This is a genomic window from Streptomyces sp. NEAU-W12 (assembly GCF_026242095.1).
GTDB lineage: Bacteria > Actinomycetota > Actinomycetes > Streptomycetales > Streptomycetaceae > Streptomyces.
The window spans coordinates 13,396-27,368 of record NZ_JAPJDM010000020.1 but is presented as its reverse complement, the minus strand read 5'-3'; the positions used below and the strand labels follow the sequence as shown (position 1 = coordinate 27,368).

10 protein-coding genes are annotated in these 13,973 nt (G+C 72.2%); 7 read left to right on the top strand and 3 right to left on the bottom strand.

The window, feature by feature from the left end:
- Nucleotides 1-391: 391 nt before the first annotated feature.
- Together ORI94_RS24045 and ORI94_RS24040 are read left to right on the top strand one after the other, a co-directional pair.
- A complete protein-coding gene (locus ORI94_RS24045; RefSeq protein ID WP_266079184.1) occupies nucleotides 392-1,180 on the top strand; it encodes an ABC transporter ATP-binding protein in 789 nt (262 codons plus the stop codon).
- Nucleotides 1,177-3,756, top strand: a complete 2,580-nt coding sequence (locus ORI94_RS24040; RefSeq protein ID WP_266079182.1) for an ABC transporter permease — start codon at nucleotides 1,177-1,179, stop codon at nucleotides 3,754-3,756. Before ORI94_RS24045 ends, ORI94_RS24040 begins: the two co-directional genes overlap by 4 nt.
- 231 nt (nucleotides 3,757-3,987) lie before the next feature.
- Here ORI94_RS24040 and ORI94_RS24035 read toward each other — a convergent pair whose 3' ends face one another.
- Nucleotides 3,988-4,617, bottom strand: a complete 630-nt coding sequence (locus ORI94_RS24035; protein WP_266079180.1) for a hypothetical protein — start codon at nucleotides 4,615-4,617, stop codon at nucleotides 3,988-3,990.
- A 95-nt stretch (nucleotides 4,618-4,712) separates the two neighbouring features.
- Nucleotides 4,713-5,504, bottom strand: a complete 792-nt coding sequence (locus tag ORI94_RS24030; protein WP_266079178.1) for a class I SAM-dependent methyltransferase — start codon at nucleotides 5,502-5,504, stop codon at nucleotides 4,713-4,715.
- Nucleotides 5,505-5,720: 216 nt separating this feature from the next.
- Between ORI94_RS24030 and mfd the strand changes: the two genes are divergently transcribed.
- On the top strand, nucleotides 5,721-9,320 hold the full coding sequence (gene mfd, locus ORI94_RS24025; protein ID WP_266079176.1) for a transcription-repair coupling factor: 3,600 nt from the start codon (nucleotides 5,721-5,723) through the stop codon (nucleotides 9,318-9,320).
- 167 nt (nucleotides 9,321-9,487) lie between these two features.
- On the opposite strand, the gene ORI94_RS24020 is transcribed toward mfd, so the two are convergent.
- A complete protein-coding gene (locus ORI94_RS24020; protein ID WP_266079174.1) occupies nucleotides 9,488-9,679 on the bottom strand; it encodes an Rv0909 family putative TA system antitoxin in 192 nt (63 codons plus the stop codon).
- A gap of 237 nt (nucleotides 9,680-9,916) precedes the next feature.
- Between ORI94_RS24020 and ORI94_RS24015 the strand changes: the two genes are divergently transcribed.
- The 4 genes from ORI94_RS24015 to ORI94_RS24000 all read left to right on the top strand — a co-directional run bounded on the left by ORI94_RS24015 (nucleotide 9,917) and on the right by ORI94_RS24000 (nucleotide 13,882).
- Nucleotides 9,917-10,660, top strand: a complete 744-nt coding sequence (locus ORI94_RS24015; RefSeq protein WP_266079435.1) for an HNH endonuclease family protein — start codon at nucleotides 9,917-9,919, stop codon at nucleotides 10,658-10,660.
- Nucleotides 10,661-10,868: 208 nt separating this feature from the next.
- Nucleotides 10,869-11,525 carry a hypothetical protein gene (locus tag ORI94_RS24010; RefSeq protein WP_266079172.1) on the top strand — a complete coding sequence of 219 codons (657 nt, stop codon included), beginning with the start codon at nucleotides 10,869-10,871 and terminating at the stop codon, nucleotides 11,523-11,525.
- A 38-nt stretch (nucleotides 11,526-11,563) separates the two neighbouring features.
- The gene (locus tag ORI94_RS24005; protein ID WP_266079433.1) at nucleotides 11,564-13,060 is read left to right on the top strand and encodes a serine/threonine-protein kinase; all 1,497 of its coding nucleotides are present in this window, start codon (nucleotides 11,564-11,566) and stop codon (nucleotides 13,058-13,060) included.
- 171 nt (nucleotides 13,061-13,231) lie between these two features.
- On the top strand, nucleotides 13,232-13,882 hold the full coding sequence (locus ORI94_RS24000; RefSeq protein ID WP_266079170.1) for a SurA N-terminal domain-containing protein: 651 nt from the start codon (nucleotides 13,232-13,234) through the stop codon (nucleotides 13,880-13,882).
- Nucleotides 13,883-13,973 lie beyond the last annotated feature (91 nt).

Here is a 13,973-nt window from a genome sequence, read left to right as displayed (position 1 = left end):
TCGCCGGTGCGGTCCTTGACCCTGACGTGGGGTGAGGGCGGAGGCCGGCCGGGGCCTCCGGAGGAGGAACCCCGAGAAGGGCTCCGCCTGCCGGTGGAGAGCCCCTAGGGGTACCTCCGCACTACGGCTCGGGGAGGGCTCGTACCGGCGGAGGACGAGACGGGGCGAGGTCGGTCCTTAACCTGGCTTTATGCCGCTGGGGGGCGGCGAGCACGCCACCGGGAGGTGGGGTTTTCCCCCGAGGAAGACTGCGCCGGGCACCAGGGCGCCCGGCCTTCCCCGCCACCAGACTGCATCACGTCGAACGAACACGCACGGAGCGGCCGTCGGGCACGACGGCGGTCGCGCGGGCACCGCTTTCCCCCTTGCTGACCGACATAGGAGACTTACCGTGACATCGGCTGTGACCCTTCCCAAGCACGGAGGAACCGGTGGGCCTACGGCCGTTGCCGCGCGGGCCCGGCAGGTCGTGAAGGCGTACGGGTCCGGGGAGACCCGCGTCGTCGCCCTCGATCACGTGGACGTGGACATCGCCCGCGGCCGGTTCACCGCGATCATGGGCCCGTCGGGGTCCGGCAAGTCCACGCTGATGCACTGCCTGGCCGGGCTCGACACGGTGACCAGCGGGCAGATCCACCTGGACGAGACGGAGATCACCGGGCTGAAGGACAAGAAGCTGACGCGGCTGCGCCGGGACCGGATCGGCTTCATCTTCCAGGCGTTCAACCTGCTGCCGACACTGAACGCGATCGAGAACATCACGCTTCCCATGGACATCGCCGGCCGTAAGCCGGACCAGCCGTGGCTGGACCGGGTGGTGGAGACCGTCGGCCTGTCCGACCGGTTGAGGCACCGACCCACCCAGCTCTCCGGCGGGCAGCAGCAGCGGGTGGCGGTGGCGCGGGCCCTGGCGGCCCGGCCGGAGATCATCTTCGGTGACGAGCCGACCGGAAACCTCGACTCGCGCGCGGGTGCCGAGGTCCTCGGCTTCCTGCGCCGCTCGGTCGACGACCTGGGCCAGACCATCGTGATGGTCACGCACGACCCGGTCGCCGCCTCCTACGCGGACCGGGTGCTGTACCTCGCCGACGGCCGCATCGTCGACGAGATGCACAAGCCGACGGCCGAACAGGTCCTGGACCGCATGAAGGACTTCGACGCCCGGGGGCGTACGTCATGACCGTGCTGAAGACCTCGATGCGCAACTTCCTCGCGCACAAGGGGCGGATGGCGCTGTCGGCGGTGGCGGTGCTGCTGTCGGTGGCGTTCGTGTCCGGGACGCTGGTGTTCACGGACACGATGTCGACGACGTTCGACAAGCTGTTCGCGGCCACGGCGTCGGACGTCACGGTCAGCGCCAAGGACGCCTCCGACGGCGGCGAGACCACCTCCGACACCGGCAAGCCGCCGGTCGTCGCGGAGTCCGTGCTCGCCCGGGTGCGGGACGTGGACGGGGTGAAGTCGGCCGAGGGGGCGCTGCACTCCACCGCGCTGACCGTGGTCGACCGCGACAAGGAGAGCCTCTCGCCCACCAGCGGCGGCCCGACCATCGTCGGCAACTGGACCGCCAACGACGCCCGCACCATGAAGATCACCTCCGGTGCGCCGCCCGAGGGCCCCGACCAGGTCATGGTGGACGCCGACACCGCCGACAAGCACGGCCTGGAGCTCGGTGACGCGATCAGTGTCATCAGCGTGGTCGGCACGCACACCGCGAAGATCTCCGGCATCACCGACTTCACCGTCACCAACCCCGGTGCCGCGATCTTCTTCCTGGACACGGCCACCGCCCAGCAGGTCCTGATCGGTGAGAGCGGTGTCTTCACCAACGTCAACGCCACGGCCGCCGACGGCGTCAGCGACGCACAGCTGAAGCAGAACGTCGTGGCCGCTCTGGGCGGCGACTACAAGGTGCTGACCGCCAAGGAGAGCGCGGAGGCCGGCCAGCAGGACGTCGAGGGCTTCATGAGCGTCCTGAAGTACGCGATGCTCGGCTTCGCCGGGATCGCGTTCCTCGTCGGCATCTTCCTGATCATCAACACGTTCTCCATGCTGGTCGCCCAGCGCACCCGGGAGATCGGCCTGATGCGGGCCATCGGCTCCTCCCGCAAGCAGGTCAACCGTTCGGTGCTGATCGAGGCGCTGCTCCTCGGCCTCGTCGGGTCGGTGCTCGGGGTGGCCGCGGGCGTCGGGCTCGCGGTCGGGCTGATGAAGCTCATGGGCGCGGTCGGCATGGAGCTGTCCACCGACGACCTCACGGTCGCCTGGACGACCCCGGTGGTCGGACTGCTCCTGGGCGTCGTCGTCACCGTCCTGGCCGCCTACCTGCCCGCGCGGCGGGCCGGGAAGATCTCCCCGATGGCCGCCCTGCGTGACGCGGGTGTCCCCGCGGACGCCAGGGCCGGCTGGATCCGGGGCGGCATCGGCACGTTCCTGACCGCGGTCGGCGCGTTCGCGCTGTACCTCGCCTCGGCGGCGGACAAGGCCGCCGAGGGCTCGATGTGGCTGGGCCCGGGTGTGGTGCTCTCGCTGATCGGGTTCGTGCTCATCGGCCCGCTGCTCGCCGGCGGTGTGGTCCGGGTGCTGGGCGTCGTCGTGCTGCGGGTCTTCGGTCCCGTGGGGCGGATGGCCGAGCGCAACGCGCTGCGCAACCCGCGCCGCACCGGCGCCACCGGTGCCGCGCTGATGATCGGGCTGGCCCTGGTGGCGTGCCTGTCGGTGGTCGGCTCGTCCATGGTGGCCTCCGCCACCGACGAGCTCGACAAGACCGTCGGCACGGACTTCATCATCCAGTCCGACAGCGGCCAGCTCCTCACCCCGCAGGCGGTGAAGGCGGTGCAGGACACCCCGGAGCTGGAGCGCGTCACCGAGTACAAGTGGACCGAGGCGGACTTCACCACACCCGACGGAAAGCGGCTCGAGGACACGGCGATCACGGCGGCCGACCCGACGTACGCCACCGACCTGCGGGTGGAGACGGTGGAGGGGAAGCTCTCCGACGCCTACCGGCCCGACTCGATGTCCGTCCACGAGAAGTTCGCCGAGGACCACGGCATCGGCCTCGGCTCGACGATCGACGTCGCGTTCAAGGACGGGGAGACCGGCACCCTGACCGTCCGGGCGATCACCAGCAGCGAGGCCGTGATCGACGCGGGTGCGATCTACACGTCGATCGACACCCTCGCGACGTACGTCCCGGCCGACAGGCTGCCGCTGGACACGCTGCTCTTCGCCACGGCGAAGGAGGGGCAGCAGGAGGCCGCGTACACGGCGCTGAAGGACTCGCTGCGCGACTACCCGCAGTACACCGTGCGCGACCAGACCGACTACAAGGAAGCGCTCAAGGACCAGATCGGCCAGCTGCTGAACATGATCTACGGCCTGCTGGCCCTGGCGATCGTCGTCGCGGTCCTGGGTGTGGTGAACACCCTGGCCCTGTCGGTGGTCGAGCGGACGAGGGAGATCGGCCTGATGCGGGCCATCGGTCTCTCGCGCCGCCAGCTGCGCCGCATGATCCGCCTGGAGTCGGTCGTCATCGCCCTCTTCGGCGCCCTGCTGGGCCTGGGGCTCGGCATGGGCTGGGGCGCCACCGCACAGCAGCTCCTCGCACTGGAGGGCCTGAAGGTCCTCGAGATCCCGTGGCCGACGATCATCGGTGTGTTCATCGCCTCGGCGTTCGTGGGACTGTTCGCGGCTCTGGTCCCGGCGTTCCGGGCGGGCCGGATGAACGTCCTGAACGCGATCGCCACGGAGTAGCCGCGGCCGCGGACGGCCACCGCACACGGGGGTTGCGGGGGAACGCCCGGCGCCGGGGAGCCCAGGAGGGCCACCGGCGCCGGGCGGCTTCGCGCGTGCGGGGTCCGGGAGACGCGGGGGCCCGGGAGACGCGGGCCGAGCCGGTCGGGGTCGAGGCCGGGCTGCTTCGCGCGTGCGGGGCCCGGGGGTGGTCCGGAGCCCGCGTGTCGGCGACGGCCTCCGGCCCCGTCCTTACCCGCCGGCGCACGCCTCACGCACGGTGGTCGCCCCGCCCGTGCTGTCAGCCCCGTCAGCCCCGTCCGTCCCCTCCGTGTCGGCGGGAAAGTAGGCGGGACTGAACGTCTCCCGTACGAAGATCAGCGGCCCGCCCGCGTCGCACATCACGTACGTCTTCGACGCACAGGGCTTGTCCGGTGCCTCGGGCCAGGCGGCACGCCCGACGTGGAGCAGTCGCCGCTCCAGCCGGCCGCCCCGGCCGGCCAGCGCGTACCCCAGGGGCCGCGGGGCCAGCATCGCGGCGTCCACGTCCGCGTCGCGGCCGGCCGCGGCGACCACGACGTTGGCGGAGACGGGCACACCGGCGGGTGTGACCAGCCGGGTCCGGCGCAACAGGCACGGCCGGCCCGCCTCGAGACCCAGCGCCGCCCGGGGGGCGGAGTCGTCGAGGGCGTGCGCGGGCAGTCGGGTGGTGTGGGTGATCCGGACGTGCAGGGACGCCTTCACCACCGCTTCGAGCAGGACGGTCGTCAGGCCGTCGCTCGCCAGGAGCATGCGCGTGCGGGCCGAGGCGAACTCGGCGATGCGCCGGTCGAGGCCGGGCGTGGAACCGGGGGGAGGAGCGTAAGGAGGAGCTGTGGTCATCTGATATGCGGCCTGCTTCCGTTGAACGCGGCGGGTGGGAGGTCCTCCCACAGCGCGGTGGAGCGCGGGAAGGAGTACGCGGGGGCGGGACGGGTCTACCGGGCGGCCTCGTGCGGTCTGCGGCCCCACGCCGTCAGCATCGCGATGAACATCTCCCGGGTCGAGGGCCGGCGCACGTGGGCGACGGCCTCGTCCAGCGTGGCCCTGGCCACCCCGTCGGCCAGCAGGTGGCTCTCGGACTGCTCGAGCGTGTGCGCGACGAAGGTGCCGAACCCCGGATTCATCCCGATGATCGGATGGTGGGCGAGCAGGCCGACCTTGGCCAGTCCCAGGTCCGTGAGGATCTGCGGGTACCGGGAGGCGAAGTGGAGGTCGCTGCCGATCACGTTCGCCATCATGCGGAAGTGGCCCGTCATCACCTCGCGGTAGGCGGGGTGATGGTACTGCTCGGGGTGCAGGGCGACACCGTCGGTGAGCACCAGCAGCCCGCCCGGCCGCACCCAGGACAGCATGCGGGGCAGCAGTTCCTCCCGCTGCCGCAGGTGCATCACCAGCAGCCTGGCGTGGACGAGGTCGAACGCGCCCGGAGGGAAGTCGGTGTCGTTGACGTCGGCGTGGACGACGTCGAGGTGCGACCGCTTGCGCGCGAGGAAGGTGATGTCGCGGTCGAGCGCGGTGACCGGCCCGTGGACGGTCCGGCTCAGCCAGGAGCTGACGGTGCCGGTCCCCGCTCCGACGTCGAGACAGCGCCAGCCGGGCCCGACACCCAGGTCGTGCAGGGTTTGGAAGGAGACAGGGTCCAGGGCCCGGGTGAGCCCGTCCAGACGTGTCTGTTCGTTGTCGCGTGCCGAGGAGAAGAGCACATCGCCGTAACTTTCCGTAGCCACGGTCGGATCAACGATCTACCGGTTGTGACGACACGGGCGGCCCGACGTGGGCCGCTCATTCGCCGTTCGCCCGCCGTTCGCCGCCCCGTCCGCCCGCCGCCGCCCCGCCGGACGGGGCGGCGGGGCCGGGGCCGGGCGTCGTACGCTGGAGACCCCCGGCCCGCGGCGCGTGTCGGGCCCGTCGTGTTGCACACCTCCGGAGGGAAGCCGCCCCGAATGAGCCTGCACGGTCTGTTGGACGCCGTCGTCAAGGACACCGCCCTCGCGGAAGCGATCTCGGCGGCCGCCGACGGCAACCGCATGCATGTCGACCTGGTCGGCCCCTCGGCCGCCCGCCCGTTCACGGTCGCCGCCCTCGCCCGGGAGACCGGCCGCACGGTGCTCGCCGTGACGGCGACCGGCCGGGAGGCGGAGGACCTGGCGGCGGCCCTGCGCTCCCTGCTCCCGCCCGAGGAGGTCGTGGAGTACCCGGCCTGGGAGACGCTGCCGCACGAGCGGCTCAGCCCGCGCAGCGACACCGTGGGACGCCGCCTGGCCGTGCTGCGCCGACTGACGCACCCCCGCGCGGACGACCCGGAGACGGGTCCGGTGTCGGTCGTCGTCGCGCCCGTACGGTCCGTGCTCCAGCCGCAGGTCAAGGGCCTGGGCGAGCTGGAACCGGTCGCGCTGCGCAGCGGAGGGAGCGTCGACCTGGACGAGACGGTCGAGGCGCTCGCCGCCGCCGCGTACGCGCGGGTGGAGCTGGTCGAGAAGCGCGGTGAGTTCGCCGTACGCGGCGGCATCCTCGACGTGTTCCCGCCCACCGAGGAACACCCCCTCCGGGTGGAGTTCTGGGGCGACGAGGTCGAGGAGATCCGTTACTTCAAGGTCGCCGACCAGCGCTCCCTGGAGGTCGCCGAGCACGGCCTGTGGGCCCCGCCCTGCCGCGAGCTGCTGCTCACCGAGGACGTACGGGAGCGGGCGCGGGTGCTGGCCGAGCGGCACCCGGAGCTGGGCGAGCTGCTCGGGAAGATCGCCGAGGGGATCGCGGTGGAGGGCATGGAGTCCCTCGCGCCGGTCCTGGTCGACGACATGGAGCTGCTCCTCGACGTCCTGCCCGAGGGCAGCATGGGCGTCGTGTGCGACCCGGAGCGGGTGCGCACCCGCGCCTCGGACCTGGTGGCGACCTCGCAGGAGTTCCTGCAGGCGTCCTGGGCGGCCACCGCCCAGGGAGGCGAGGCGCCCATCGACGTCGGCGCGGCCTCCCTGCGGTCCATCGCGGACGTCCGGGAGCGGGCCCGTGAACTGGGGATGATGTGGTGGTCGGTGTCGCCGTTCGCCGCCGACGAGTCGTTCGCGTCCGACGACGGCGACGGGACGGGTGGCGCGGCGGAGGGCTCGGACACCCTCAAGCTCGGCATGCGCGCCCCGGAGGCCTACCGGGGCGACACCGCGCGGGCGCTCGCCGACACCAAGGGCTGGCTCGCCGGCGGCTGGCGCACGGTGTTCGTCACCGAGGGCCACGGCCCGGCCGCCCGCACCGTGGAGGTGCTGGGCGGCGAGGGCATCCCGGCGCGCCTGGCCGGGGCGGCCGACGGGAAGGCGGGGACGGGAGAGCTCGGCGAGATCGCCCCGGCCGTCGTCCACGTTGCCTGCGGCTCCCTCGACAACGGCTTCGTCGACCCCGTGCTCTACCTGGCCGTGCTCACCGAGACCGACCTGTCCGGCCAGAAGGCGTCCGGTCGCGAGGGCGCCCGGATGCCGGCCCGGCGCCGCAAGACCATCGACCCGCTCACCCTGGAGCCGGGCGACCACATCGTCCACGAGCAGCACGGCGTCGGCCGCTACGTCGAGATGGTGCAGCGCACCGTGCAGGGCGCGACCCGCGAGTACCTGGTGGTGGAGTACGCCCCCGCCAAGCGCGGCCAGCCCGGCGACCGCCTCTACATCCCCACCGACCAGCTGGAGCAGATCACCAAGTACGTCGGTGGCGAGGCACCCACCCTGCACCGGCTCGGCGGTGCCGACTGGACCAAGACGAAGGCCCGCGCCAAGAAGGCCGTCAAGGAGATCGCCGCCGACCTGATCAAGCTGTACAGCGCGCGCATGGCGGCCCCCGGGCACGCCTTCGGCGGCGACACGCCCTGGCAGCGCGAGCTGGAGGACGCCTTCCCGTACGCGGAGACGCCCGACCAGCTCACCACGATCGCCGAGGTCAAGGAGGACATGGAGAAGACGGTCCCGATGGACCGGCTGATCTGCGGCGACGTCGGCTACGGCAAGACGGAGATCGCGGTGCGGGCCGCGTTCAAGGCCGTCCAGGACGGCAAGCAGGTCGCCGTCCTCGTCCCCACCACGCTGCTGGTGCAGCAGCACTTCGGGACGTTCGGCGACCGGTACGCGCAGTTCCCGGTGAACGTGCGGGCGCTGTCCCGGTTCCAGACCGACACGGAGGCGAAGGCGGTCCTCGAAGGGCTGAAGGACGGCTCGGTGGACGTCGTCATCGGCACCCACCGGCTGTTCTCCTCGGAGACGAAGTTCAAGGACCTGGGCCTGGTCATCGTCGACGAGGAGCAGCGGTTCGGCGTCGAGCACAAGGAGCAGCTGAAGAAGCTGCGCGCCAACGTCGACGTGCTGACCATGTCCGCCACCCCGATCCCGCGCACCCTGGAAATGGCGGTCACCGGCATCCGTGAGATGTCGACGATCACCACGCCGCCGGAGGAGCGCCACCCGGTGCTCACCTTCGTCGGCCCGTACGACCAGCGGCAGATCGGCGCGGCCGTCCGCCGTGAACTGCTGCGCGAGGGGCAGGTCTTCTACATCCACAACCGGGTCGAGTCGATCGACCGCGCGGCGGCCCGGCTGCGCGAGATCGTGCCCGAGGCGCGCATCGCGACCGCCCACGGGCAGATGTCGGAGTCGGCGCTGGAGCAGGTCGTCGTCGACTTCTGGGAGAAGAAGTTCGACGTGCTGGTCTCGACGACGATCGTCGAGTCCGGCATCGACATCTCCAACGCCAACACCCTGATCGTGGAACGCGGCGACAACTTCGGCCTGAGCCAGCTGCACCAGCTGCGCGGCCGGGTCGGCCGCGGGCGGGAACGCGGTTACGCGTACTTCCTGTACCCGCCGGAGAAGCCGCTGACGGAGACCGCGCACGAGCGCCTCGCGACGATCGCCCAGCACACCGAGATGGGCGCGGGCATGTACGTGGCGATGAAGGACCTGGAGATCCGCGGCGCCGGAAACCTGCTCGGCGGCGAGCAGTCGGGCCACATCGCGGGCGTCGGCTTCGACCTGTACGTCCGGATGGTCGGCGAGGCCGTCGCGGACTACCGGCGCCAGCTGGAGACCGGCGGGATCCAGGAGGAGCCGCCGCTCGAGGTCAAGATCGAGCTGCCCGTCGACGCGCACGTCCCGCACGACTACGCGCCCGGCGAGCGGCTGCGTCTGCAGGCGTACCGGGCGATCGCCGCCGCCGACAAGGAGGAGGACGTCACGGCGGTGCGCGAGGAACTCGTCGACCGCTACGGCGCGTTGCCGGAGCCGGTGGAGAACCTGCTGCTGGTGGCGGGGCTGCGCATGCTCGCCCGCGCGTGCGGTGTCGGCGAGATCGTCCTGCAGGGCAACAACATCCGGTTCGCGCCGGTGGAGTTGCGCGAGTCCCAGGAACTGCGCCTCAAGCGGCTCTACCCGGGCACGGTCATCAAGCCGACCACGCGCCAGGTGCTGGTGCCCCGCCCGAAGACCGCGAAGGTGGGCGGGAAGCCGCTGGTCAGCCGGGAGTTGCTGGCGTGGGTCGGGGAGTTCCTGACGTCGGTCCTGGGGTCGTGACCGGCCCCGCCCCGTTCCGGGCCCCGGACCCGCGAAACGGCGGACCCGCGAAACGGCGGACATGCGAAACCGCCCACGGGAAGGGGGTCCGTGGGCGGTTCCCGGCCCTGGGCCACGTCGGGTTCCGGTGACGTGAGGTCGGACGGCTGAGCTTGGGGACCCGGGGTCTATGCCTGGTCGTGGCGGCCCCGGTCCCGGTGCAGGCCGAACCGTTTCTCGGCCTGCCGCTGTCCGGCGTCGACCTGGCCCTCGTGCTTGCCGCGGGTCCTCTTGTTGATCTTCTTCTCCGCGGTGTCGGAGGCCTTCTTCGCCTTGTCCTGCGCCGAGCGATTGCTCTTGAACTTGTCGAGGATGCCCATCCGGAGCTCCTTCCCGGGTGACTCAGCACCGACCCTACGCGGAATGCGCCCTTCATGCCCGATTTGTGCCGATGTGGTCTGGACCTCTCTCTGGCTACGGTGGGACCAGGTGCGACCCGGCCGTTCGGAGGCGGGTGCAGAGGGGCAAAGGGGTGGTGCGCCGTGGGGCGGTACTCGACGACGTTCTCGGCGTGCGCGGCACGGGGCGGGACGCGGGGCGCGGCGGGACGCGCGGGGGTGGCGGCGCTGGCCGCCGTACTGCTCCTCGCCGGCTGCGAGGTCCTGGAGGAGGGGAGCGGCTCTCCCGCCGGGGGCGGAGGCGGCGGCGCGGCGCAGGCGCCGGACGGACGCGCCGTCAGCCCCCTGGACAACCCGGACGGCACCGAACCGGGCCTCGCCCCGCTGACCGGGGAGACGGACCGCGCCGACGGGCGTGAACTCATCGAGGCCGTGCGGACCAAGGGGCGCGGGCCGAAGACCGGTTACGACCGCGACGAGTTCGGCTACGCCTGGAAGGACACGGCCGACGGAGTGCCGTTCGCCCGCAACGGTTGCGACACGCGGAACGACTTGCTGAAACTCCACGGGCGCAACGTCGAGTTCCGTACCGGGTCCGACTGCGTGGTCGTCTCGATGGACGTGTACGACCCGTACACGGGCAAGGACATCGCCTGGAAAAAGGCGAAAGCCACCGAGGTCCAGATAGACCACGTGGTGCCGCTCTCGTACAGCTGGCAGATGGGCGCCTCCCGCTGGTCCGTGGACAAACGGGAACAGCTGGCGAACGACAGCCTCAACCTCCTCCCGGTCGACGGCGGCGCCAACTCCTCCAAGAGCGACTCCGGGCCCGCGGCCTGGCTGCCGCCCAACAAACGGATCCGGTGCGCGTACGCGGTCCGCTTCGCCCAGGTCGCCGTCAAGTACGAGATGCCGGTGACCGCCGACGACAAGGAGATGATGCTGCGGCAGTGCGGCGGCTGACCGCCCTGACGGCACCGGTCGGCAACGGTTCGGTACACACCGGGACCGGTTGTCCCCATCGGCCTATACGCTCGGACTTCCCGGCGCCTTCCGCTCGCGCGGTTTCGCCCACCCGCACCACCCGTACCACGCGTGTCACTTGCGCGCTCGTACCCCTCGCACTACTCGCACCACTCGTCCCATCGGCTACACCGGTCCAGGAGCAGTCATGTACGGCCACGGCGCGGCGCCGCCCCAGCGCAGCACGGCAACGGTCATCTCCCTGCGCGTGCTGATCGCCGCCGCCGGCGTCCTGTCGTGCGGGCTGCTGGCCTGCGTGCCGCTGTTCCGGGTCGCGGTCCTGCGGGGCCGCCTCCCCGACTGGCTGATGGCCTGGGTGAGCCTGCCGGTCTCCCTCTTCCCGCTGATGGTGATCGGTTCGCTCCCGGAGTCGGACCCCCGGACCGATGTCGCCCTCTTCGGCCTCCTGCTCCTGGGTGCCGCCGCCGCCGCGTACTACCTGACCGTGGACATCCGCCACCACCACCGGTTGCGCCAGTACGGGGTGCACGGCATGCCGTCGCCCCACGCCACGACGATGCACGCGCACGGTGGCGCCCCCGCCCCGTACGGCTACCCGCAGCCCGCATCGCCGTACGCGCACACGCCGGTGCCGCAGCCCCAGCCCGGGACGCCCCCGCAGATGCCCCGGCCGCCCGTGCCGCACCACGACGGGGCCCTCACCCCCGTACCTCCGGCCCGGTCGCCGCAGCAGCCCGGGCCGGCCCGGATCGACCAGGTGCGCGCCGAACTCGACGAGCTCAGCGACTACCTGCGCAGAAGCGACGGCGGCCGGGGCGACGGCAACAAGCAAGGGGGCGGGTGAGGGTGGCGGCGGGACGTGTCGTCGCCGGCCGCTACGAGCTGTCCACGCTCATCGGGCAGGGCGGCATGGGGCAGGTCTGGACGGCTTACGACAAGCGGCTGGACCGGCGGGTCGCGGTGAAACTGCTGCGCCCGGACAAGGTGGCCGGCCAGGAGGCCGACGAACTGCGCCGCCGCTTCGTGCGCGAGTGCCGGGTGACCGCGCAGGTCGACCACCCCGGCCTCGTCACCGTGCACGACGCGGGCAGCGAGGGCGACGAGCTGTTCCTCGTCATGCAGTACGTCGACGGCGCCGACCTCGGCGACCACCTCGCCGAGCACACCCCGTACCCGTGGCAGTGGGCGGTGTCGGTGACCGCGCAGCTGTGTGCCGCGCTGAGCGCGGTGCACGCCGTGCCGATCGTCCACCGTGACCTCAAACCGCGCAATGTGATGGTGAAGCAGGACGGCACGGTCACGGTGCTCGACCTGGGCGTCGCCTCCGTCATGGACAGCGACACCACGCGCCTGACCCACACCGGTTCGCCCATCGGCTCGCCCGCCTACATGGCCCCGGAGCAGGCGATGGGCGGCGTGGTCGGCCCGTACACGGACCTGTACGCGCTCGGCGTGCTGCTGCACGAACTGCTCAGCGGCGACGTGCCCTTCGCGGGCTCGACGGCGCTCGGCGTGCTGCACCGGCACCTCTACGAGGCGCCGCAGCCGGTGCGCCAGGTCCGTCAGGAGGTCCCCGAGGCCCTGGAGGCGCTGGTCCTGCGTCTGCTCGCCAAGGACCCGCAGCACCGCCCCGCCTCCGCCCAGGAGGTCTACGAGCACCTGACGCTGCTGCTGCCGTCGCGGGGCACACCCACCGGAGCGCCCCTCGACCCCACGCGTCCCTTCCTGCGTCCGCACGCCCCCTGGCCGGACCGTGCGCGCACCCCCGCGCCGCAGCCCGTCCCCGCCGCACCGCCCGCGCCCGTCACGGAGAAGGCCGATGTCGCCGCCGCCGTGGACGAGGTCAAGCGGCTGCTCGGCGAGGGCCGCATCACCCAGGCGGTGGACATTCTCGGCGGCATCCTGCCCGTCGCCGCCGAAGAGCACGGCGAGCACTCCCCGGTCGTCCGCACCCTGCGCAAGCAGTACGCCGCCACCCTCCTGGACGACGGCCAGTACCGGCGCGCGCTGCCCGAACTGCGCCGCCTCGCCGACGAACGCGCCACCGAGGCGGGTCAGGCCGACCCGCAGTCCCTGCGCTACCGCTACGAGGTGGCCCAGTGCCTGGAGCAGCTCGGCCAGCCGGCAGCGGCGCTCTCCGAGTACCGGGCGCTGCTGCCGTACTACGAGAACCAGTACGTGGCCGCAGGCGACCCCCAGCTCGCCCATGACGTCCGCCGCCGCATCGGCCACCTCCTGCTCGCCCTCGGCGACCGCCCGGCCGCGCACGAGACCCTGGCCCGGCTGCTGCACGACGTGGAGCGCTCCCAGGGCCTCGGCCACCCGCTCGCCGGGGAGATCCGCCGGACCCTGCAATGGCTGGGGCAGGTGCACGGATAGCGGGGCAGGACGCCCTTTTTCACCACCCGGGCGGGCCGGCGGGGGTGCGGCGGTGCCGGAAGTCCTGGTGAATCGTTGGTCGAATGGGTTGGCCGGAGCCCGGCCGCTGCCTACCATCGATCACCGCAGGACTTTGTGCACCGCCGCACAAGCTCTCCTCAGGAGGTTTCCTTGCACCGCCGTCGCCGCACCGCGCTCCTCCTCACCGCCGCCCTCACCGCGGCGGCCCCCCTGCTCACCGCCTGCGGGAACGACGCCCGTCCCGGGGCGGCGGCCGTCGTGGGCGGCCAGCGGATCACGGTGTCGCAGCTGGAGAGCCGGGTCGGCGAGATCCGCGCGGCCCAGCGGGAGGCGGTGCCGGACGAGGCCCAGTACGAGCAGGTCATCGCCCGCACCGGCAGCCTCACCCGCGACACCCTGCAGGGCATGGTCCTGGACCGGGTGCTGGAGCGCGCCGCGCGCGACGCCGGTGTGACGGTCACCCCCAAGGAGGTCCAGGAGATGCGCTCCGGTCTGGAGGAGCAGGCCGGCGGGGCCGAGGAACTGGAGACGGCCTGGCTGCAGCAGTACGGCATCCCGCCGGAGCGGCTCGACGGCAACCTCCGCCTGCAGCTCCAGGCCCAGAAGCTCGCCCAGCGGCTCGGCACCGACACCAGCAGGCCCGAGTTCTGGCAGGCGCTGTCCGAGGCGAGCAAGGAGCTCGACGTCGACCTCAACCCGCGCTACGGCACCTGGGACGACGAGAAGAGCAGCCGCGTCGACGCCAGGACCCCGTGGGTGCGGGACGTCACGGGGGAAGCCGCGGCCCAGCCGGTCGCCTGACGAGCCGGGCGGTCGCCCGACGAGCCGGGCGTACCGTCACACCGCGCCGGTCCCCCTGTGGACAACCTCCGGAGGACCGGCGGCGCCGTGG

Bases quoted from the DNA above. Each gene is read 5' to 3' on its own strand.
- ORI94_RS24040 (WP_266079182.1), top strand. From the start codon at position 1,177: ATGACCGTGCTGAAGACCTCGATGCGCAACTTCCTCGCGCACAAGGGG.
- ORI94_RS24035 (WP_266079180.1), bottom strand. From the start codon at position 4,617: ATGACCACAGCTCCTCCTTACGCTCCTCCCCCCGGTTCCACGCCCGGC.
- mfd (WP_266079176.1), top strand. From the start codon at position 5,721: ATGAGCCTGCACGGTCTGTTGGACGCCGTCGTCAAGGACACCGCCCTC.
- ORI94_RS24020 (WP_266079174.1), bottom strand. From the start codon at position 9,679: ATGGGCATCCTCGACAAGTTCAAGAGCAATCGCTCGGCGCAGGACAAG.
- ORI94_RS24010 (WP_266079172.1), top strand. From the start codon at position 10,869: ATGTACGGCCACGGCGCGGCGCCGCCCCAGCGCAGCACGGCAACGGTC.